Here is a 22,350-nt window from a genome sequence, read left to right on the forward strand (position 1 = left end):
TAAATGCGCTTAGTTAAATTAATTAAATTGAATGTACTCAGTTACATTAAATGTACAAGGCCGGCAAGGCGATATTGCTTACGCCTCGCTGGGTAAGTTGAGACGCTAAGGCTTCGATATCGGCTTGGGTGCATTGCGGCCATGTCGAAGCAACTTGTCCGACACCGTGATGGTGAAACGCATTTAACTTAACTCGGGTATCGCTGGGTAGCTGCTGTAAATATGTCGCTAGGGCGTTAATCTCCACATCATAATCTGTGATCCCAGGAATGTGTAACAGTCTCACTTCATAAAGCTTATGATGCTGAGCAAGTAACTCAATGGATTTAAATACCGGATGATTATCACGGCCGGTGATGTAATGGTGGGTATCTTGTTGCCATGCTTTTAAATCAACCATAGCGCCATCTAAAAAAGGCAGCAACTTATGCCAACCCGTTGGAGGTAAACTGCCATTGGTGTCGATCATGCAATTAAGATGTGATAAGTGCTCAGATGACTTAATCGCCTTAAACAGCTCAATGACAAAAGGTAATTGCAGGCTGGCTTCACCGCCGCTGACCGTAATACCATCAATAAAATGCCGTTGACTGCTAATGACCTCAAGCATTTGCTCAATGGTATAATTGGACGTTTTGGGCGTTGACTTTTTAGGGCATACCGCAAGACATGTATCACATTGACTGCACAGCGAGCTGTTCCACACTATATGCGACTTCTCCTTTACCACAGCACCTTGCAACGCTATGTCATATGAAAGAGCGTCTTGTGACGCCATGAGTGTCAGTGCTTGCTCAGGGCAATGTTCAACACAATCGCCACAAGCATCACACAAGCTTATCGTGTGAGGATTATGGCAGTTTTTGCATTGATAATTGCAGCCTTGCAGGAAAATTACCAATCTACTGCCAGGCCCATCGACACATGAAAACGGCAATATTTGGCTTACAATGGCGTGTTTACTCATAAACAAGAGGCGACTGTTCGTGAGCAATCACCCGAGCTTGGCGCTGTAATATCCCTGTATTGGTAGCAGCCTCGGCGGCTAAGCCCGTGGTGTTGGTACGCGAGCCACATTGCTTAAACGTCTCAATGTCTGAACGTTTTACCATATAGCCAGTCACGCGGACTAAATCATTATTAGCAACATTGGCGGTAAACTCTCTAAAACCTGAGCTAAGAGCGCCTTTACAGAGTTGGAACATAGCTTGAGGATTAGATTTTACAGTTTCATCTATGGTGAGAATATCGCTAATCCCAGCGGTATAATACTGATGATGTTTCGCTAATGCTTGAATATGGCTAATGGGATCGGGTTCTGTACCATAGGGAATACGAACCCCTGGGGTTACGCCTTTATCCAGACTAATACCGCTTTGAGAATGTAATAATGCTCGGCCTTTGTAGCCATAGGTCACCGGCGTCGATTTGACAATTTTATCTAATGCGGCAGAGATCCTCAGTCCGAGTTCATTTGCTTCAAGCTCGTGTCCATAACCGTTACCGGATTGATTAACACTGTTTGTGGATCCTACGTCGGCTAAACCACGCGTGGGCAAGGCTTGTAAAATATTGACCGCTTCAGCCATACCATAAATCCCAAACATTGGTGCAAACCGTGACTCATCAATGAGCTGTTCTTTAACTAAAAAACTATCAAAAAAATGTGATTGTTGATGTAAAAAGGCCGAACGCGCTTCAATAAGCTCATACGTGAGCTGACAATAATGAGTTAACGTTTGCTCAAAAAAATCAGCAATGCTGGTGGCTTTGATGGCAACTTGCTTAAGGTTAAGTCGTACTAAGGTATTGGCGCCGCCAGCTAATGGTAAAGCGTTATAGCAACTGACAATCCCAAAACCCCGCTCATCGAACGTTTCGGCATGTAATGGGTAATTAGCAATGTGAGGTTTACTGCACTGACAAATATTGGTGGTGGCGAGCAGTAATAAATCATCTGGGGTGACGGCTGGGTCGTACATAAAGGTTAAATTAGGTGCAATTTGCTGTAACTCGGCATCAATTCGCAATATGGTCCGACAAATAATATTATCGGTCGGACCTATATTCACATGCATAAACGCATCGGGTAAGGTTCTATCGAGTAAAATCCAAAAGCGTTTTAGTTTGCGATAGATAGCATCGTCATCAAGCCCTAGGGTAAAAGGCATTAATAACCCATCCAATTGGCCTAAGTACACCGGAATATTGGTCACCGACGGCACATGGTGATAAAGAATGGTTAATGCATTTAAGGCGTCATCAAAGTCTTCTGCGGGCGAAAGCTCTAAATACTCAGATCCTTGTTGAAGGTATTTAGCATAATCGGGTAACACATAACGCGGCTTAAATGGAGCGTGGCCTTCAAACATATCGCAGATAATGCCGTCCGTCATCGCATTATTAACCTGCTCAGATACCGCCACATAAGGCAGGCTGTTTTCAGCTTCTAATGCCAAATAATTCGATTTTTGCTTAGGAGAAAGGTGAGGGTGGCTGACTATTTGAACAATATTATCTTGTAATGCCATGATGAAATTCCACTATTTTTATGAGCAATGATATTAAGACCAATGCTGGTAACCATTGTTGATAACCATTGTTGATAAACACCAATCTACTCAGTGGCGGAGGTTTTCAACAGTGAAAATAGCCGAAGCGGCCATTGATAGAATCGAAATCCGATGATGAAGATCACAAGCTACATTCTAGAATGCTTTATTTTTGCGTAAATATATTAATGCAAGGTAAGCCCTATAGGTGTCGACTATTATATTGTTCATCGTCAATGGAATTAAAATCTCATCAACAGAGCCAGAATGCTTTAGGTCATGTTAAATATTGGTATTCATAATTTTTCATATTCGTTACTTATTAGTTCATATCTAAATCAGTAGCCATTCATATATTTTACATATAGGCACTCTATCAACAAGAAAATCCATTTTAGGGTGATAAATATGAACATCAGAACAACTCAATTAGCTCAGTCAATTTTATTAGCTAGCTTAATCCTATCGGCAAGTGCCTTTGCTCATGCCGCAACTGATCAGGATGTCCTTGGTGGCACTATTAACGGTAAATTAACCTTTGCTTCTGATTATGTTTTTCGAGGTGAATCTGAAACCATGGATGGCGAAGTACCAGTGGTACAAGGTACGCTCGGTTGGGGCAATGAGCTTGGTTGGTATGCCGGCATGTTTGCTTCAAATGTTAAATTTTCCGACCCTAATTTAGAAATTGTCACCGCACCTTATATTGGTAAAGCGGGTAAATTTGGCGATAGCACTATCAGTTACGACGTCATGGTTTTCTCTTATCTTTATCCTGGCGCTTCATACTCTAATTATACAGAATTATGGATTAAGGTTGGCAAGCAATTCGGGCACGCTAATGTTCAACTAGAAGTAACTCCAACCATCGATGACTGGTTTGGTGTTGATGGTTGGCAAGGTGTTAACTATGCGGTTCATCCAAGCTACGCATTTGATAATGGTGTAAATTTTTCAGCCAGCATCGGTTATCAAGGTTTAGAGGGCGAAGGTGCAGAAGGCTGGGGACACTGGAACTTGGGTGTGAGTAAAGCTTATGCCGGCATCAATTTCGATGTTCGTTATCATGGCAGTACCATGGATAGCGATCATAAAGTGTATGGCACTCAAACAAAGATTTTTGATGACCGAGTGGTTGTTGGCATCAGCAAAAGTTTTTAAATTAAAAATATAACGTCTTTTATTGTGAATCTGTAAATATAATTGGATCTGGTTCTACATCTTTCCATTGTGTGATCCGGGTCCTTTTTATCAACCAATTTTGCTAGCTAGCACTCATTCCTTGAATATCGTTATAGGCAAATGTGAAAAGTTATGAATAATAACGACCATTATTAGCAACACTATTTGGATTGGACGATGGCACATACTGGTTTAACAAATACAGTACTCGTAGTTGACGATGAAGCGGTGATCCGCGCTCGATTAAAAGGCTATTTTGAGCGCGAAGGTTATCGTGTGCTTGAAGCTGGAGACGGCGAGCAGATGTGGCAACAGTTTGCAAATCAACATGTCGATTTGGTGATGTTAGATATTAATTTACCCGGTACAGATGGTTTAAGCTTGGCACGCGAACTGAGAAGCCGTTCGGACGTGGGCATTATTTTAGTCACGGGTCGTGATGAAACTATTGATAAAATCGTTGGTCTTGAGATGGGCGCTGATGATTATGTGACTAAGCCATTTGAATTAAGAGAATTATTAGTAAGAGTTAAAAATTTGCTGTGGCGAATTTCGTTAGTCAAAAAAGCACAGCAAGACGTTGTAGACCAATTTGAAAAATGTGACGATATCATTGCCTTCGATCAATATATTCTTGAATTAAATAGTCGAAAACTGAGTTATGGTGACGAGGTGATTAAGCTGACTAAAGCTGAGTTCGAATTACTTACCGTCTTTGCATTGCATCCACAGCAAGTACTATCTCGTGAGCGATTAATGCAGCAAACAAGCCATCGTAATGAAGAGGTAAATGATAGAACCATAGATGTCATTATTCGCCGTTTACGAAACAAGCTACAGGCAGACCTGTTTGTGACAGTTCACGGAGAAGGTTATTTGTTTGCGACTAAGGTTAAAGATTAGTTTTGTGTTACGCGGTAAATGGGGTAAAAATTTGCAGGGGCTAAGCTGTTATTAAACATATCGAGTTGCACCTTTCCTTGTTCTAACGCCTGTATTTGTGGGCCAATATCACCAAATGATTGTGCTCCCTCAAGTAGTTTTACCATGATATCTATTGCCAACTTACCTTGTAACACCACTTGATCATCACTACTGAAAGCGACTTTATTACGATGCAGTCCGCGCAACGTCGCTGGCGATAAATAACTGCTCACAAGCTTTACTTGGCCAGTTAATTGTTTATGTTGCAATGTTCCTATTGCTGCTTCGATAGCAACTGCACTGCCTAGAATATAATCAGGAATGTGGTCGTTAAGCAGATTATGAAGTTGGTCACGATAAAGGTCACGATTATTGTCAGTATGACGAATTGACGAAACCACAATAGGACTATTGGTAATAGCATCTTGAATACCAAGCTCAACCCAATCGCTGCCGCCAACACTTTCTGGGCCTGTGAGTAGAGCGAGTTTTACTGGAGACGATGGAGGTGATTTTTTTACAGATTTGGCGATAAAGTGGCCAGCTTCCCAGCCCATTTGATACCAATTAACGCCTACACGAGTAGTAATAATCGGGTTATCGAGTCTATTCACTAACGCAATGATGGGCTTATTAATTTGGCCCGGGTATCGGTCAAGTAAATTGGGGGCCACAGCACCGAGTAAGATCGCATCGAACGGCTGATTAAGGCAGTATTCAAGTTGTTTTAGTTGTTGCTCTTTTCTGTAATAGCTACCGGCTTCAAATAATTCTAAATTAATGCCTAATTGGCTGGCTTTTGACACCAAACCGTAATCAATGCCGATCCAATAAGCGTCTTTAAGGTGAGGTACTAAGGCACAGATCCGCCAAGGCTTTTTGGCCGAGGTCAGTTGATTATATTGTATCGACTTTACTGTTTGGATTTTGGCATTAAAGGGCGTGCGCTGTTGTAATGTCCAGCTAGAATCGGATGTTGCTTCAGCAAGTAATGGTAATATCCCTAAGCCAGCTATGAGCATATAAATAAGTCGGCACATTATATTGTCTCGATTAAGGTTTCTGAAAAGAATAGCAAAAGAATTTTAATAATTATAACATTTTAAGGAATGACTGTGAGCACTTTATCACTATCAGGCAAGAGCTTAGTGGGTCGCCTTATGTTGGCATTCTGTCTGCTCGGGTTGTTACTATTAATGTTAGTTAGCCTTGGCAGTATTTCGCTTTATTGGGTAAAGCTTGCTGACCAATATCTATATGAAGAGGCATTACCCGCATCACAGGCCGCAAGGCAATTGATGCAGTCTTCTAATGGCTTGCTCGACAATGCCCAAGCGCTTGAACGAGTGGAAGAAGAGGCTCAACGCGTTTTCCTTGGGCGTAAGTTGTCACTGGAAAGCACTAATTTACTTTCCGCTATTGAACGACTCAATTCGTTAAATCTACAAAATCATGGTGTCGATAAAGATAAGCAATTAGCGCTATTAGCCGGCGAAATCATCCATGACTTATCGGTATTCGGCCGCCAAGTGGGTAAACGTTTAGTGTTGGCGGCTCAATTGAATAATAAAGGAAGCGCACTGGCGGAAGCGGCCAGTAAGAGTGGTGTTTTACTTGAAGCAGAACAAGCTGTGGTCGATTCAACCATTCTGGCTAAGTTGAGTTTAGCTTACCCTCAAGTGATAGGCGCTGAACAAAGTGCCCAACTTTTGGACTCCATCATAGAACAAGACTTGGATGTCCGTGAACGTTTAAACCGAGCTTTGGGATTGATCCATCACATTGCGTTAGTGGGGCAGTTATTACAGTCGCCAGAACAACAACTCGGATTAAATAACGTTCTCGACAGTATGGCTCGAGTACTTTCTCCAACAACTTATACGATTAATACTACTGGCGATAACTTACATAACGGCATCGAAGTGCCTAGCCCTTACACAGGTTCAGGCACGAGTGGGAAAATTGATTTAATGCCTCTGGAATTACTTAAAGGCTTAATTCGAGATCCCGTTAGGGCGACAGAGCTTGAGCACCAACTGATAATGTTAAGGGAAGTAAATGTTGGCTTAAGTTTGCAGCAGCAATATGCGCAATTACTAACGAAACAAAATGCGCAGCTGTTAACGCTGACGGATAAATTAGGCCAACTGAATAAGTCAGTCGATAGCGCAATGAAAGCACAACAGCTGCAGGCAGAACATGCCCGAAGTAATTTTTTACAGCAATTACTGTGGGCTAAATCAGGGCTGTGGGCGACAGGTATTTTGATGTTAATCATTATGCTGTTGGTCGTTTATCGGGTTATTTATAAAGGCATTGCTTTACGCCTAAGTGAAGCAACTGCAGCATTATCTCAATTAAGTCAGGGCAATACCGAAGTGGTACTTGATCCTCATGGAGACGATGAACTCACCGCGATGGCTGCAGCCATTGAAGCTTTTAAACAAAAAACCGCGCACAATCAAGCACTGCAATCTGAGTTACAACAAACGGCATCAGAATTATTTGCCCATAAAGCCTCACTCGAAAGTACTGTGCAGGCGCGCACACTCGAACTGGCTGAAACCAACCGTCAACTAGACGCTGAAGCCAAAGGGCATTCGACGGCTAGAGAGATGGCAGAGCAAGCTAGCAAGGCAAAATCGCTATTTTTAGCGACTATGAGCCATGAGATCCGTACTCCGTTAAACGGTCTTTTAGGCACCCTGACTTTACTGAGTCACTCGCCATTACCTCCAGCACAGAAACAAATGTTGGCATTATCACAATACAGTGGCACCTTACTGCAAAATGTACTTAACGATATTTTGGATTTTTCTCGTTTGGAGCAAGGTAAATTAACTAACGAGCCTCGAACTGTCGCACTTTGTGAGCTGCTTGATGAAGTGATGGCTATCATGTTAGCTGGCGCGGGATTGTCAGGTATATCGTTATATTTAGTTCGCGGTGATTTACCCAAATGGATAACGGTAGACGGACCCAAATTGCGCCAAGTGTTATTTAACTTGCTTGGCAATGCCATTAAATTCACGCCAGCAGGAGAGATTACATTACGGGTAAATGTGGTTGATAAACGATTAACTTTTGAAGTGGCAGATACCGGCGTCGGCATAAGTAAAAATGATATGAATCAATTGTTTATTGCTTATGGTGCGCAGCCTAATCAAGGCAGAACCAGAGGCACAGGCCTTGGGCTCGCTATTTGTAAAGAATTAGTCTCGTTAATGAATGAGGTTAATACTGCCAATCATTCTATTTGGGTTAAGAGTAAAGTAGCTGAAGGTTCCACCTTTGGTTTTAGTTTGCCATTGCACATCTGTGAGCAAGCACATGAGGTTATCTGTGCACAATTACCTAAAGTTGATCCTAAATGTGTACTCGTTATCGAAGACAACAAAGTCAATTCCATGGTGGCCCAAGGGTTTTTAGCACATCTTGGACATCATTCCGTACTGGCTGATAGTTGTGCGCAAGCAAGGGCGTTGTTTAACGTCGATAGTGCTTTGCAGTTTGACGGCATTATGCTTGATATTCAATTAGGCGATGGATCAGGGATTGAGTTATTAGTAGAGTTGAAGCATATCGCTAACGCGGCCCATAAAGACATCAGCATTGCCGCATTTACGGCACAAATTCAAGATGATGACATAAACGAGTATCAAGCCGCAGGCTTTGATGACGTATTAGCCAAACCGCTTAATATGAAGTTTTTAGCCCATTGGATCGGTGATGCAAGTGACAAATCAGCAATGAACAACAGCAACATGAATAAGTTAACCAAGATAGAGAAACATAAAGGCTTGACACAAACTGCCATAGATCAAAAACCATCACGCCGGAATGAAGACAATCAGCCTTTACTCAATGAAAAGCAAATTAATGAAGACTTACAATACCTTGGTAACACTGCTGTTAAAGAGATGTTAGCACTATTTAAAGTCAGTAGTACGGAACACATTAATGCACTCGCAGCTTTACCTGCAGATAGGGCAAAAGCGTTACATGCACTTAAAGGCAGTAGTGCCAGTATCGGCTTTATTCAGTTGAGTCAGTTGTGCAAACAATTAGAAAAAGATGGCATTAGTGCTGATTCATATCCGCTGCTTAAACAGGTGTGGCAAGCATCTATTAATGCACTTGAGTTGAAATTAGCCAGCTAAGTTGTTATAAATCATGGGCCTGGAATGTAGTTCAGTGTGGATAACCGTCACTCTATTTATCCTAAGCTCAAACATTACTTGTGAACTACCCCGAGACTTTCGCTACGCTCGGATCACGGGAATTTCTCGACGGATTAGATAAAAACACCGAGCTTGCTCGGTGTTTTTATCTGGATGAATTATCGCTTAGTCAAATAGATATCCTGTTACTGAGCTCCTTTTAGTGCTTCACAATCAGTTTCAACCCAAGCCAGAGTGAGGTGAGCAATAACAGAATAAAACTTACCAGTATCAACAGAGGTAAGCTTATCTACAAAACGGGGTAGCCAAGCGTGAAGATATTGGCTAATAAAGCTGAGCTGAGTGTTATCATCACTTGCGCAAGCTTGGTGGGCAACATACGCCAAAATAACGGCAATATGGTCTGCCGGTTCAGGGAATTCACTTTGAACAGCCAATTGGCTTTGCTGTAAATAGGTTTGCATTTGCTGATGTTGCTCACCAAACAACAGCACATCATCTTTGACAGCATGGGCATCGTTAAGATACAAACTGGCATAAGGGCTGGCGCTATGCTTTGTACCCACTAAAAATAGGCCACAATAATCGGCAGCAAGCTCTAATAAAGCATGATCAGTATTGACGCTGTTAAGGGTTGAATTAAGCACTGAGTTTATGGTTTCGATGTCTTGACTAAACAAGGGATCACTAGCCAATTGAGTAAAGAATGCCTGCGCCTGACTTGCCGTGAGCGCTTGTAATAGCTGTTGATCTAGCTCCTTTGCAAACAGTGATGAGAGCAGCTTATACACCATAGAACGACCCTGGTTCATTGGCGTGTTATACAATATCTTGTCATTCATCTATGTTATCTCCTGACCTTATTAAGGCCGTTAACTTAAGCGACAAGGATAAATCACTTGGCGCACAGTAATAATACTTACACGTTATAGCTGCGTTTCAATTGGGCCGCTAAATGAACTGACTTCAGGGACTTTACCTTGATATTTTTCGAAGTCGACCAAGCATGTGTACGCGGAGCAAGCTTGGGCAAGTTTCGATGTACCAATATCTTGCGTTAACGTATTAGGGTCGCCATAGCTGCATAATGCACCTATTTCACTGCCGCCTTGCTTGGTACCATCTTTGCCGACAGGGCCATACCAAGCCCCTTCATGAATTCGAATAATGCCACTAGGGAAGTTATCTGATACGACCGCCCCAGCCAATAGCTGGCCTCGGTCGTTAAATACTCGCACAATGTCGCCATCTTTAATGCCACGCTGTTTTGCATCGCTAGGGTTCAAGTACACAGGTTCACGGCCTTTTACGGCGTAAGTTTCTCGATATTGCTGCGACTCACACATTTGTGAATGTAAGCGTTTATCTGGGTGGCAAGATTGCATCCACATCGGGTGCTTATCTGAACCTGGGCCACCATGACTGCGCTCTGATTTTTCTATCCACGTTGGGTGACCGGGGCAGTCTTCGTAGTTAAAACGTGCTATTTTTCGACTGAATATTTCAATCAAACCCGATGGTGTACCCAGTGGGTTTATTTCGGGATCATCTCTAAAATCGGCATGACGTGTCCAAGGTTGGCCTTCACCAAAATGGACATAACCTTGTTTCCAGAAAGTGTCGAAATTTGGCATCTCAAACTTACCGGCATTATCGGCTTTACAGTCGTTATAAAGTTTTTTAATCCAGTCAAACTCCGACATGCCACGGGTATATTCTGTCTCTTTGTTCATTATTTTGGCAAAACGAGTAAATATTTCAAAATCGGACAAGCTATCAAATAATGGTTCAACCATTTTTTGCATCGCTAAAACACCACGGTTAGCGTAGCTGCCATAAACGTCAATGTCATTTCGTTCAAATGTGGTGCAAGCAGGTAAAATAATGTCAGAGAAACGGCAGGTTGCTGTCCAGTTAATGTCGACAGTGACCACACACTCAAGCTTTTGAAATGCTTGCTTCATCTTATTTCTATCTTGATGATGACTCCATGGATTATTACCTGAAAACACCATCATTTTGATATCAGGGTAAGTGACTTTTGAACCGTTGGCATCAATGGTTTTACCCGGTTCTAAAATGGCATCAATCCAACGTGCAACCGGAATGGTGCTACTCGCGCCTTTAAAATCATTGCTGTCGAATAACGGCTTTTGGCCGTCATCAAGATTGCGAGGAAATGCACCCGGGGCGGCAGCACCGGACGCTGGAACACCAATGCTGGAGTAGTGATGGCCGTAGCTGATACCGCCTCCAGGTAACCCTATTTGGCCAATCATAGTGGCAAGCACCGCCGCCATCCAATAAGGTTGTTCACCGTGTTGTTGACGTTGAATACACCAACCCATCATGATTTGAGTACGACCTTGGGTCATTACTTTGGCTAAGTCACGTATAATTTCAGGGCTAACACCAGTAATTTTGCTGGCCCACTCGGGTGTTTTCGCAACGCTATCTGACTCGCCTAAAATATAAGGTACGAATCTGTCAAAACCAAGGCTGTAACCTTCAATAAACTTTTCATCGTGTAACTTACTGGTGATCATTTCATGGGCAATACCCAGCATTAATGCAACGTCAGTTTGTGGGTTAACGTAAAGTTGTTCACATCCTAAGTATTTTTGGGTTTTAGTGACCACCGGGTCGATACTGATCACCCGGATCTTACCTTGTTTCACTTTTTCTTTAAGCTCAGCAAGATAGGCAAATGATTCATGAGTTTCGGCGTTCCAACCCACTTGCAGGTTTTTATAGGGATCATTGGACCACAAAATGATGGTGTTAGATTGCTCAAGGATCAACGGCCATGAAGTACCTTGGGCATAAACTTCTGTTGAGCCTAAAATATAAGGCAAAATAGTTTGGCCAGCACCCGTTGAGTAGTCGCCAATTTTTTTGACAAAGTTACCGTGCATACCAACAGCGCGTTGCATATGACTGGTACATGAATGCAGCTGCCCAGTTGCGCGCCAGCCTGTTTGACCTGCGTGCAGTCCTGATGGACCGTATTGAGTTTGCACCTCATCAAGTGAATCTTTAAACAGGGTTAGGGCTTTATCCCATGTAACACGGACAAAGCGAAAGTCACCGCGCTGGGTCGTATCACTTTTATGACCTTTCAATAAAAAATCTAAGCGCACCATAGGGTAGCGAACCCGCGATGGATTGTAGACTAAGCCTTTAACGCCATTGATCATGTCGGTAGGATATTTGTCTAATTCAAATGGAATGACTTGGTCAATGACCCCATTTTTACGCTTCATTTTGAAAGCACCAAAGTGCGAACCCGTAGTAAGCCAGTCGTCACTTGCTTTAGTGCCCGCAGTTGCCAAAGCATTGAATGACGCCAACACCGATGTACTGCTTAGTCCCACATAAGAAGTCGCCACTAAGCCTTTAAGAAAATCTCTTCTGTTCATGATGATATCCTATTAATGCGCTGACTTATCGAAAGTAGATGAATGCTCTTGTAAGTACTTTTGTACAAGCGCTTGAGTATCTTGATCCATGTTGACGAACGCAATCATGCCTTGAAACATGCCTGGCCAACTATTGGCATCAAAGTGTGCTTCTGCCGGCTGGGTATGGCAAACACTACAACTGCTAGTATAGGTATCCCGTGCATAGTCCCAAAGTGGCTGTAAATCGTTGACAAGATAGTCTGAGTCGGTCCAAATTTTGGCTTCAACACGTTGCCAGGTTAACCCCGTCATCGGATCTTGTTTTTCTTCGAAGACCTCCATTACGCCATCTTCCAACGCCGCAGCTTTTGTGAGTTGAGCAGACAGAATATTAAGACCGAAATCGAAATAAATTACTCGACCAGCACCAATGTTTTTACGCCAACCATTAATACCAACTTGTACACGACTGCCATTGGTTTCAAGTACCGTCACTTTAGTGGCAATGTTTAATGTGCCTGCTTCAACATCTGTATTTTGATTAAAATAAAGCGGTTTGGTCAAGGCGGTAAAGTACTGAGCACCAACAACAAGACCAGTTTCGCCAGATCCGACTTGTGCAATGAGTTCAGGTGCGCGCGCAGTCCCCATATCAGGAAGCTTGTGCGCAATGCCTTTATGGCAATCAACACAACTTTGATTGATCTCAGCGGCTCGTTTCATTTGCTTTTGAGCCAGCTTTGACATGTCACCCCAATTCATAGAGTCGTAGTTATGACAATTTTTGCAGGCTAATGAATCATCCCGATCGAAGCGTTTCCACTCTCGGCTAGCCATTTCTAGGCGTTTTGCTTCAAACTTTTCTTCGGTATTAACCGTTTGCATTAACCAGCCCCACATATCATGAGAAGCTTCAATTTTTCGACCAATTTTACGGCTCCAGTTATGGGGCACGTGACAGTCTGGACAAGTGGCACGAACACCAGAGTGATTTGACCAATGCACGGTTTGCTGCAGTTCTTGGTATGGCTTGCTTTCCATACTGTGGCAGCTGATACAGAATTCTTCTGTGTTGGTCAGTTCTAGTGCAGTATTAAAACCACCCCAGAAAATAATGCCCATCAAAAAAGCCGATAGGCTAATTGTGCCTAAGGTAAGATATTTGGCTGGTTGGTTAAGTGTTCGCCAAATGTTGATAAACCATTTCATAACAGCATCCCTAATAAGATTGACTCATGATTTTCGAGGATTAGTGTGCGACAACGCCACCAAATGCTTGGATCATCCAAATGACAAAACCGTAAGCGCTAATGCTGGTGATTGTGATGATTGGAAAGAGTAAAAAAATGATAAATCCAAGTGCCTTTAACTCCTTAGATTTCACTTTTCTAGGGGGTTCTGCTAAATCTTTTGTTGTCATAATGTGCTCACTTAAATAATTACCTTTGCTGATGCCAGCTATATTAGATAACAATTGTTAATGGCACTCAGACTGTAGATGAATGAACGCAGACAATATGTGAAAGATTATGAACAGACGAGGTGAAGCCAACGAGGAAATAACGACAGTGGATAATTGGAGGGTAGGTGAGCGACAAAAGTGATGCCTAACAAGATAAAATAGCTGTTTTGGTCATATGACCGTGGTTGCCTCTAATATTATCTGAGCCACAATAGCCATGACATATGAATAGTGTCCTTAGAAATTCAGACGCTTAAGAGCGATAACTAACACCGAGAATTAAATCGATTCTGGTAACAGAGAGTGTGAACCATATTGTGCACTTACCCTAAGATTGATCCGGCTTATGTTCTTGCAAGAATTGTTTAACTATTAATACCGTTGATTGCGGATCTTCCTCATGAGGTACATGGCCTAACTCATCAAATACAACCAGCTCGCTGTTGGCTATATCGTGATTAAACTGGGTGCCATACTTAGGCGGAATTAACTTGTCTTTGGCTCCCCATATTATCAATGTTGGTACATCAATGGTGTTAATCTTATCCACCAAAAGTCCTGGTAATGTTTGTTTAAAGCGCGCTTTCAAGGCGTCACGATTACCTTGTCGAAGTGATAGTTCGTAATATCGGTCAACTAATTCATCGCTGACCAAATCAGGGTTACCGTAGACATTCTTAACACTGCGAGCGACCAGTGATTTAGGTAACACATTTTTTAACAACACACTGGTTAGCGGATTTTGTGATAATGTAAATGCCAGTGGTACCGATTCTGGTTCAAAAGGGTATCCACTGGAATCAACCAACACTAATTTCGACACTCTTTGTGGATACCGAACCGCGGTCGCCCAAGATACATAACCCCCTAAAGAGTTACCCGCTAAGACGCATTTTTGTATCTTTAATTCATCGAGCACTGCAGCAACGACATCAGCGTAATGTTCAATGCTGTAATTATTGTCAGGATCGGGCCCAGTCAATCCAAATCCCGGTAAGTCGAAACGAATGACTCTGCGTTGTCCTTTTAATGCGTCTACCCAACCATCCCAAGTATGTAAAGACGCACTCGTGCCATGGATTAACACTATGGGTTCTAGATCAGACTTTGACCCTTCATCTCTTAAGTGAATATTCATCCCTGCAATATTAACAAACTGCGAGGGGGGTTGAGCCCAGCGTTGACTCAGCTCTGCCACTGACTTGTCCGGCGCTTGATTAAGATAAATAAAAATTGCCAGGCAGGCTAAAAGTACCAACAACAGATATAAAAAATATTTCAACAATCCGAACATTTGTGGACCTTATTTTTGTTATAGATCGAATGCTAATAAACATTAACAGCAGTGATCGTTAGGTTACATTGCCATTTAAGACTAAATTGTAAATGAAATAAATCTTTGCTGAGCAGGATCAAATAATGGCAGCCAAATAGTTATAATAATGTTAACTACAGGCTTGCAGCATACACAATGACATTTGTTATCACAATATACCCACGACAAGATGAAATAGGCTGTCTCAAGTGCAAACAATAGAATGTGTTTATAGAAAAGTGTTTATGAACAAGCGTTAGCCTGAGTAATAGCATGATATGACCGTTTTAAGGGCATAGAGGCGATCTCTGATAGTGCTCGTATTGACGTACTACTTACTTCTTTAATAAATAACTAGGCATCATATTATTGATAAGTGTTGCATCAGTCGTATAAATTTAACTACAACATTGTTATAGTAAAAGCCTCTTAGTTTAGTGGACATCATGTATGCTAAAAATTTTGTTAAATATAGCGATTATATTATCACTAGTAGGGCAACTGTTTATGCCTAGCTATGCTATGTCTAACGAAATGACTATGTCTACTGAAATGACTATGTCAGGCTCGCAATCGAGCAATCTGCACCCATCAACCATGATAGACATCGACTGCGACAATTACGTTCACAACGATAACTGTTGTTCAGACAATATAAGTCAATGCATAAGTCAATGCATTAGTCATTGCCATGCCATAGCTCATGCTTTTATGTTGTTTTCGGGCGAAGAGCTTACCGCTATACGGTTAACTGGCGCCAAAGTTAGCCTAGCTTTATGGGTATCAACACCTACCACTCTAACAAACCAAAATCCACCTCCGATAGCGTAATTCTTTATTCAAATTAGTCACCCACATTAATTTATAAAGATTATTGTTGCTGTAATTAACAGCATCAACACTTAACGGAGTTCATCATGAAAAAATTTATTGCTATTTCACTTCTCTCTATCGTCAGCTCAGTATCAATGGCTGCAACTATCTCATTACCTGACAATTTAATTTTTACTGCGGTCGATGGTAAAACCTTACAAAACAAGAGCCAAATAGACATTGCACCTGGTCAACATTTAATTCAAATACAGTATTATGACGTGTTCAGACCTGGGGTAGATGATACTGATATCATTAAATCAGATGCACTATATTGGATCTATAATCTGGCTAAAGATGAAGATATTCAAGTGAAAACAAAAGAGGTTCTGTCCTCCACCAGTGCAAAGAACTTTATCAAATCACCCCTGATAACATTAGATCGCGCCAATATAAAAGGTGAAACCGTCAAGTTAGTTAATCACGAAGAGTTAATGGCTATCATCATGAAACAACATAGTAAAATGATGCAGCAGTAACCGTTAAATAATAGGGCACTCAAAATGTGCCCTATTATTTTAATATTCAAAACCTGCTTGACCTGTGTGTAAGACATAGGTTTATAGTCAAACTATCGTAACGATTAACGTTTGCTTTAGGAGGCAGTATGAAAGTGAATCAACTTGCTAATGAATTAGGTATCACCGCCGACACAGTGCGCTTTTACACTCGTGTCGGATTACTTAATCCAAATAAATCTCCTGTTAATGGTTATAAAATATATGACCATAAAAATAAGTCTCGAATGCAATTTATCTTAAGTGCTCGCACGCTTGGCTTTTCCGTTGAAGAAATCAAAGTGATTTTTTCCAAAACCGATCATGGCGAAAGTGCATGTCAACTTGTACGAGCGCTAGTAAAACAAAAATTGGCTGAAACAGAAAAACAATTTAATGAAATGGTCAAATTAAGAACTAGGCTTTCAGAGGCCGTTGAAGAATGGTCAACCATGCCAGACAACTTGCCCACAGGAAATATGGTTTGTAATTTAATTGAGGCGACAAATCAAGCGGAAAGCACCACAGTAACCGCTACTCAGCAGGACAAGATGAAATTAACGTCAAAGGAGGTTAAGTAATGAATCAAAAAACAAACTCGCCTATGCAACTCAATATCCTCGGCGCCGGTTGCGCCAGTTGTGTTGGCAAAATTGAAAAAGCGATTAAAGCCGTCGACGGTGTTGATTCGGCAGACATGAATTTTGCCGACAGAACGGTACTTGTTACTGGTCAAGCTTCTGCTGAGTTGATGATAAAAGCGGTAGAAAGTGCCGGTTACAACGCGACACAAATACAGGCTGATTCAGCAGATGATGCCATGGATGAAAAAGAACAGGCCGATTTACACTATTATAAAAGTTTATTGCGCCATACCATTATAGCGTTGTCTGTTGGTATTCCACTGATGATTTATGGACTTTTCATCGGTGAAATGACGGTGACAACCCCTGTTGAGCAAATGGCGTGGGGATCCGTTGGTGTCGTTACACTGGCAATCATGCTGATATCTGGTAGGCATTTTTATATCGGCGCATGGAAATCATTTTTAAACCATAACGCTAATATGGATACCCTTATTGCATTAGGTACGGGTACGGCTTGGATATATTCAATGCTTATTGTTGGATTTCCTGAATGGTTCCCCGAGATGGCAAGGCATGTTTACTTTGAAGCTACCGCAATGATTATTGGTTTAATTAATTTAGGCTTGGCGCTAGAAGTTAAAGCGCGCGGTAAAACCTCTGAAGCCATTAAGCGTCTTATTGGCCTGCAAGCCAAAACAGCTAGAGTTATCCGAGATGGAAAAGATGTCGATATCGATATTGCCAATGTATTACTCAACGATCACGTTAGAGTACGTCCAGGCGAAAAAATTCCAGTAGATGGTGTGGTTATTGACGGTAAAAGTACCATTGATGAGTCAATGTTAACCGGTGAACCAATGCCCGTTGAAAAAAGAGTTGATGACAATGTCGTCACTGGTACCTTAAATAAGTCAGGCTCAATCATATTTAAAGCCACTCGAGTCGGTAAAGATACGGCATTGGCGCAAATCATCAATATGGTCAAGCGCGCACAAAACTCTAAACCACCAATTGGCCGTTTGGCTGATGTGATATCGGCTTACTTTGTGCCAGCCATTATGATCATCGCCATTGTTAGTGCCATGGTGTGGTTTAACTTTGGACCAGAGCCATCGACCGTATTTGCAATTGTTTCCGCAACAACGGTATTAATTATTGCTTGTCCTTGCGCGCTAGGGTTAGCCACGCCAATGTCTGTAATGGTAGGCGTGGGTAAGGCCGCTGAATCGGGCGTGCTTATTCGTAACGGTGAAGCATTGCAAACAGCGTCAAAAATCACTGCAATGATTTTAGATAAAACGGGCACCATTACCGAAGGTAAACCCCAAGTCACCGATATTATTCTCGTCAATACCGACAGCGAAGAGCAGGTATTATCATTGGCTGCTGGGATTGAAAGTCACTCAGAACACCCACTAGCGCAAGCCATTGTTGAAAGTGCCAATGCCAGAGCAATTGAAATGACTAAAACAGAGCACTTTAATGCCATTTCGGGTAAAGGTGTTGAAGCCACGGTGGATGGGGAAATATTACTGTTTGGTAATCAAAAACTGATGCAAGACAAAAATATTGATATTGGTTTTAATGAAGCTAAGGCCCAAGTATTAGCAGAAGAGGCTAAAACACCTATGTATTTGGCGCTTGCAGGGCAGCTGCTTGCCATTATAGCCGTATCAGATCCTATAAAACCGGATTCGGTGGCTGCTATCGCGAGACTTAAACGTAATGGCATTAAAGTGATTATGTTAACTGGTGATAATAAAGCGACCGCAGCTGCAGTGGCTAAAAAAGTGGGTATTGATGACTTTTTCGCCGAAGTGATGCCTGAAGATAAAGCCAATAAAGTGGCCGAACTTCAACGTCACAATGAAGTGGTTGGTATGACAGGTGATGGGATTAACGACGCGCCAGCGTTGGCGTTAGCCGATGTTGGGTTCGCGATTGGTACGGGCACCGATGTCGCGATAGAAAGTGCCGATATCACCTTAATGCGCGGTTCACTTCATGGATTAGCCGATGCCATTGCTATTAGTAAAGCAACGCTGCGCAACATTAAACAAAACTTGTTTGGGGCATTTATTTATAACGCTGCGGGTATTCCCTTAGCGGCAGGAGTGCTTTATCCGGTATTTGGTATTTTGTTAAATCCAGTGATTGCAGGTGCTGCCATGGCTTTCTCATCGCTTACCGTAGTGAGTAACGCGAATCGATTACGTTTATTTAAAGCTAAAGAACACTAAGAGGCCCAATATGATTATTAATTTACTTTGTCTCGCGCTAATCGGTTTCATTGTTTGGTGGTTTTGGTTATACAAACCGTCAAATGAAGCCAGCGTTGATGCCACCACATCGATTCTGGTTAAAGATGGTGTGTATTCGCCAGCAAGAATTAATATTGCCGCCAATACACCGACTGAAATAACCTTTTTACGCCAAGATAAATCGGGGTGTTCAGCCACGGTATTGCTACCCGACTTAGAGATTAGTCAGGATTTGGCGTTGGATAAACCGACCACGATAGCATTACCTGCACTGGAAAAGGGCGAGTATCCGTTTCATTGTCAGATGCAAATGTATAAAGGGGTGTTGGTCGTTGAATAATCATATGGAGTCGACATTCATCCCTTAAGAGAAGGTGTTGTAATGATGAAAACAACAAAACCAGTCACTTATATCTAGTTGATTTTAGCCGTATGCCCATCACTGAGGCGGTTGGTATTCAAAGGGTCTCGTCGACCTTATAAATTGGCTACGGCGTTGGCATAAACCACCGCCAAGGTCTACAGTCAAACTGAGGTGAGATCTTTATAGATGCGTTTTATGCTGTAAATTACCGGTTGGCACCCCAGTCGATGAATAAACACGCATTCGGCTATGGGGAAAACTATAGATGTATTTAATATCAAACGTTTACATTGCATACATAAGTCATTCCTACTTGATTTGTTACTTATAAATGTGACCTAGGTCAGGTTGTTTAACGTTAAAATTCATTACAATTAGCTAAGATGATTTACGCTAGTTGAGTGTAAATTATTATCAGTAATATTGGAGTTATATTTTGGTTGGTAAGCGATTTATCACAGTAATCTTTATCTTGATGACATTTGTCAGCCAAGCTTTTGCGTCTGTGATTTTGCCATGTCCCTCTAATATGAACTCAATGCTAAGTACATCTAATGTCATTACGACCGATACCAGCACTACTGCGACTAACGCTTGCCATCATCAATTAATGTCTGACACTGATTTAGTTAACAAAACAACCAGTGATACTTTTGATTGTTGCGATAATCAATGTGACTGTCCTATTGGTAGTTGCTTTTCAATTGCGCTAGAAATGATGACAATTCAATCAGTAACGCTCTCTAATGTGAGTCGTTTTATACCTAGTTTGACTCAACATACCATCCCACAATTCAACGTTTCTTTATATCGCCCTCCTATAGTTATTAGTTAGCTAGGAATGGTTTGATCAATTTCTGATCTCCTTCCTTCTCATTTATCTTTTTTAAAATAAATTAACGAGATATTACCTTTTTTCGAATTAAATTCGAATATAGGTAACTAATTTGGAGGCTTTATGTCTTTAATTTCCAAAAGGCTGGGTGGCATTTACGCCCCAAATTTTTTCATAGCAATGCTGTTACCGCTATTAAAAATAAAAAAGGGATTGAGCGTCGTTATCGCTCTTGTCATAACGCTATTTCAAAATATAACTCTGTTTTTCATGCATATGTCCCGGCAAAGTTTATCTAGCAAATTTTGCAAGAAGCTTATGCTGACTATGTGTTTGGCTTGTCAGTTCCCGCAATGCCAATGGCAACGTCAGCAATGGACATTGGCGATAAAGTTAGGCCATATCAAGTTTGATTACTTAAAAATGATGGTGCTAGCGAAGTTTATGTTGCTGACAATTAAAGCAAGAAGCTGTGTCAGTGAGTATAAATTTGCGGTCAATTCAAGTAAGGAGCAATACCAGTGATTAAAAGTAAAAATCATAGCAAAGGGTGGGTAATGGTTGGCTTGGGGCTATTAACCATGAGTAGCTTGACTGTTTTTGCAGAGCCGTTATCTCAAAAGGCTGAAATACTTTCTTTTGAGCAAGCGATTAGCGTTGCACAAAAGAACGACCCTTGGCTAAAAGGAAATCGTCATCAACAAAGTGCTATTGAATCTTTAAGTATTGCTGCTGATACATTGCCTGATCCAAAAATTTCTGTTGGTTTGGTTAATATGCCTACCGATAGTTTTAATTTTAATCAAGAAGGTATGACGCAATTTAAAGTCGGTATTAGCCAAGTGATCCCTCGAGGTGACACTCTGGAACTCACCAGTCGTCAATTAAAGATCAAAAGCCAAGGGTATCCCTTTCAACGAGAAAACAGAGAAGCGCAAGTTGCGTTAACCGTGGGGCAATTATGGCTTGATGCTTATCGTGTACAACAAAGTGTTGTCTTAATTGAAAAAGATCGTTCGTTATTTTTACAATTAGTAGACATTACCGAGGCGAGTTATTCAGCTGCTTTAGGGCGAACCCGACAAACCGACATTGTTCGTGCGCAGTTAGAATTGACTAATCTAGATGCACGTTTGGATGTGTTAGCACAAGAGAAAAATAAATTTGAAGGACAATTGTCACAATGGTTATCCGATTATTTATCAGGGCTTGATGATCCGCTATCGACTCATTTAGCACTGCATGACATTAATTTAGGCAAACAGATCCCACAAATGGATTTGCAACAGAGTGAGCTAGTTTATGCTGATAAATGGCACAAACCTGAACAATTAATAAGCTATTTTGCTCAGCACCCTGCGGTTATCGCTTTAAATAAAAGAATTGAAGCGACTAAAACAGGCATTGCGTTAGCGAAACAGAAATACAAACCTGAATGGGGTGTTAACGCAGGCTTTGGTTCTCGCGGTGACGATCCTACCGGTAATAGTCGTGCTGATTTAATGTCTGTAGGGGTAACGTTTGACTTACCATTTTTCACGCAAAACAAGCAAGATCAAGATGTTAAATCAGCAATATCACAAACTGAATCGATAAAAACTGAAAAGCTATTATTACTTCGTCAGTTGCTTAGTAACTATTCGACGGCCAAAGGGCGTTTGTTACGACTTAATGATCAACAACGGCTTTATCGAGAAAAATTATTACCACAAATGTATGAACAAGCAGAAGCTTCTTTAACCGCTTATACCAATGATGACGGTGATTTTTCTGAGGTTGTTCGAGCTCATATCGAAGTACTCAATGCTGAAATTAGAATTTTAACCTTAGATGTAGCACAACAAAAAATTCTATTAGAATTAAATTATTTATTTATTGGTGCAAATAAAGCGACCCGATAAATTGCCAAATACGGA

At 41.5% G+C, this 22,350-nt stretch carries 17 protein-coding genes; 9 read left to right on the forward strand and 8 right to left on the reverse strand.

Translation table 11 applies throughout. The features are described 5' to 3' along the window. Positions 1–46 precede the first annotated feature (46 nt). Entirely contained in the window at positions 47–967 is a 921-nt protein-coding gene (locus AAEY93_RS14000; RefSeq protein WP_124011447.1) for a YjjW family glycine radical enzyme activase, read from the reverse strand. Then, complete coding sequence (locus AAEY93_RS14005; protein WP_351077700.1) at positions 960–2,531, reverse strand: YjjI family glycine radical enzyme; 1,572 nt, start codon at positions 2,529–2,531, stop codon at positions 960–962. Before AAEY93_RS14005 ends, AAEY93_RS14000 begins: the two co-directional genes overlap by 8 nt. Before the next feature lie 429 nt (positions 2,532–2,960). Between AAEY93_RS14005 and AAEY93_RS14010 the strand changes: the two genes are divergently transcribed. Next, a complete protein-coding gene (locus AAEY93_RS14010) occupies positions 2,961–3,713 on the forward strand; it encodes a TorF family putative porin (RefSeq protein WP_351077703.1) in 753 nt (250 codons plus the stop codon). A gap of 198 nt (positions 3,714–3,911) precedes the next feature. Next, entirely contained in the window at positions 3,912–4,637 is a 726-nt protein-coding gene (gene torR, locus AAEY93_RS14015; protein ID WP_101031573.1) for a two-component system response regulator TorR, read from the forward strand. Here torR and torT read toward each other — a convergent pair. Beyond that, a complete protein-coding gene (gene torT / locus AAEY93_RS14020; RefSeq protein ID WP_124011444.1) occupies positions 4,634–5,698 on the reverse strand; it encodes a TMAO reductase system periplasmic protein TorT in 1,065 nt (354 codons plus the stop codon). The two genes, torR and torT, sit on opposite strands and share 4 nt — an antisense overlap. A 69-nt stretch (positions 5,699–5,767) precedes the next feature. Here torT and torS point away from each other — a divergent pair, with 69 nt between their 5' ends. Then, positions 5,768–8,818: a TMAO reductase system sensor histidine kinase/response regulator TorS gene (torS, locus tag AAEY93_RS14025; RefSeq protein ID WP_124011443.1), complete on the forward strand. Its 3,051-nt coding sequence runs from the start codon at positions 5,768–5,770 to the stop codon at positions 8,816–8,818. 206 nt (positions 8,819–9,024) lie between these two features. On the opposite strand, the gene torD is transcribed toward torS, so the two are convergent. The 5 genes from torD to AAEY93_RS14050 form a co-directional block, all read right to left on the reverse strand. Beyond that, on the reverse strand, positions 9,025–9,666 hold the full coding sequence (gene torD / locus AAEY93_RS14030; protein WP_372491434.1) for a molecular chaperone TorD: 642 nt from the start codon (positions 9,664–9,666) through the stop codon (positions 9,025–9,027). Positions 9,667–9,765: 99 nt separating this feature from the next. After that, entirely contained in the window at positions 9,766–12,258 is a 2,493-nt protein-coding gene (gene torA / locus AAEY93_RS14035; RefSeq protein ID WP_351077709.1) for a trimethylamine-N-oxide reductase TorA, read from the reverse strand. Between the two features lie 12 nt (positions 12,259–12,270). After that, positions 12,271–13,449, reverse strand: a complete 1,179-nt coding sequence (gene torC, locus AAEY93_RS14040) for a pentaheme c-type cytochrome TorC (protein ID WP_124011440.1) — start codon at positions 13,447–13,449, stop codon at positions 12,271–12,273. Between the two features lie 40 nt (positions 13,450–13,489). After that, complete coding sequence (gene torE, locus AAEY93_RS14045; RefSeq protein ID WP_101031561.1) at positions 13,490–13,660, reverse strand: trimethylamine N-oxide reductase system protein TorE; 171 nt, start codon at positions 13,658–13,660, stop codon at positions 13,490–13,492. A 370-nt stretch (positions 13,661–14,030) separates the two neighbouring features. Further along, positions 14,031–14,996: an alpha/beta fold hydrolase gene (locus tag AAEY93_RS14050; RefSeq protein WP_124011438.1), complete on the reverse strand. Its 966-nt coding sequence runs from the start codon at positions 14,994–14,996 to the stop codon at positions 14,031–14,033. 938 nt (positions 14,997–15,934) lie between these two features. Between AAEY93_RS14050 and AAEY93_RS14055 the strand changes: the two genes are divergently transcribed. From AAEY93_RS14055 to AAEY93_RS14080, 6 genes are all read left to right on the forward strand, one after another. Continuing rightward, positions 15,935–16,369: a DUF2057 family protein gene (locus tag AAEY93_RS14055; protein WP_124011436.1), complete on the forward strand. Its 435-nt coding sequence runs from the start codon at positions 15,935–15,937 to the stop codon at positions 16,367–16,369. 128 nt (positions 16,370–16,497) lie between these two features. Next, entirely contained in the window at positions 16,498–16,968 is a 471-nt protein-coding gene (locus AAEY93_RS14060; protein WP_101031551.1) for a MerR family transcriptional regulator, read from the forward strand. Further along, positions 16,968–19,214: a heavy metal translocating P-type ATPase gene (locus AAEY93_RS14065; RefSeq protein WP_351077716.1), complete on the forward strand. Its 2,247-nt coding sequence runs from the start codon at positions 16,968–16,970 to the stop codon at positions 19,212–19,214. The genes AAEY93_RS14060 and AAEY93_RS14065 overlap by 1 nt, the downstream gene beginning before the upstream one ends. A gap of 10 nt (positions 19,215–19,224) precedes the next feature. Then, positions 19,225–19,575 (forward strand): cupredoxin domain-containing protein, encoded by a 351-nt coding sequence (locus AAEY93_RS14070; protein WP_101031547.1) that lies wholly within the window; start codon positions 19,225–19,227, stop codon positions 19,573–19,575. A gap of 982 nt (positions 19,576–20,557) precedes the next feature. Further along, positions 20,558–20,959 (forward strand): hypothetical protein, encoded by a 402-nt coding sequence (locus AAEY93_RS14075; protein ID WP_233768526.1) that lies wholly within the window; start codon positions 20,558–20,560, stop codon positions 20,957–20,959. After that, the gene (locus AAEY93_RS14080) at positions 20,956–22,335 is read left to right on the forward strand and encodes a TolC family protein (RefSeq protein WP_233768525.1); all 1,380 of its coding nucleotides are present in this window, start codon (positions 20,956–20,958) and stop codon (positions 22,333–22,335) included. Before AAEY93_RS14075 ends, AAEY93_RS14080 begins: the two co-directional genes overlap by 4 nt. Positions 22,336–22,350: the final 15 nt, after the last annotated feature.

The sequence above is a fragment of the Shewanella sp. CAL98-MNA-CIBAN-0140 genome (genome assembly GCF_040309905.1).
GTDB classification, from domain to species: Bacteria; Pseudomonadota; Gammaproteobacteria; order Enterobacterales; family Shewanellaceae; genus Shewanella; species Shewanella psychromarinicola.

Excerpts from the sequence above, each read along its gene's own strand:
- AAEY93_RS14005 (WP_351077700.1), bottom strand. The coding sequence starts at position 2,531 with ATGGCATTACAAGATAATATTGTTCAAATAGTCAGCCACCCTCACCTT.
- torA (WP_351077709.1), bottom strand. The coding sequence starts at position 12,258 with ATGAACAGAAGAGATTTTCTTAAAGGCTTAGTGGCGACTTCTTATGTG.
- torC (WP_124011440.1), bottom strand. The coding sequence starts at position 13,449 with ATGAAATGGTTTATCAACATTTGGCGAACACTTAACCAACCAGCCAAA.
- AAEY93_RS14060 (WP_101031551.1), top strand. The coding sequence starts at position 16,498 with ATGAAAGTGAATCAACTTGCTAATGAATTAGGTATCACCGCCGACACA.
- AAEY93_RS14065 (WP_351077716.1), top strand. The coding sequence starts at position 16,968 with ATGAATCAAAAAACAAACTCGCCTATGCAACTCAATATCCTCGGCGCC.
- AAEY93_RS14000 (WP_124011447.1), bottom strand. The coding sequence starts at position 967 with ATGAGTAAACACGCCATTGTAAGCCAAATATTGCCGTTTTCATGTGTC.
- torE (WP_101031561.1), bottom strand. The coding sequence starts at position 13,660 with ATGACAACAAAAGATTTAGCAGAACCCCCTAGAAAAGTGAAATCTAAG.
- AAEY93_RS14055 (WP_124011436.1), top strand. The coding sequence starts at position 15,935 with ATGAAAAAATTTATTGCTATTTCACTTCTCTCTATCGTCAGCTCAGTA.
- AAEY93_RS14050 (WP_124011438.1), bottom strand. The coding sequence starts at position 14,996 with ATGTTCGGATTGTTGAAATATTTTTTATATCTGTTGTTGGTACTTTTA.
- AAEY93_RS14070 (WP_101031547.1), top strand. The coding sequence starts at position 19,225 with ATGATTATTAATTTACTTTGTCTCGCGCTAATCGGTTTCATTGTTTGG.
- AAEY93_RS14075 (WP_233768526.1), top strand. The coding sequence starts at position 20,558 with ATGTCTTTAATTTCCAAAAGGCTGGGTGGCATTTACGCCCCAAATTTT.
- AAEY93_RS14010 (WP_351077703.1), top strand. The coding sequence starts at position 2,961 with ATGAACATCAGAACAACTCAATTAGCTCAGTCAATTTTATTAGCTAGC.
- torT (WP_124011444.1), bottom strand. The coding sequence starts at position 5,698 with ATGTGCCGACTTATTTATATGCTCATAGCTGGCTTAGGGATATTACCA.
- torS (WP_124011443.1), top strand. The coding sequence starts at position 5,768 with ATGACTGTGAGCACTTTATCACTATCAGGCAAGAGCTTAGTGGGTCGC.
- torR (WP_101031573.1), top strand. The coding sequence starts at position 3,912 with ATGGCACATACTGGTTTAACAAATACAGTACTCGTAGTTGACGATGAA.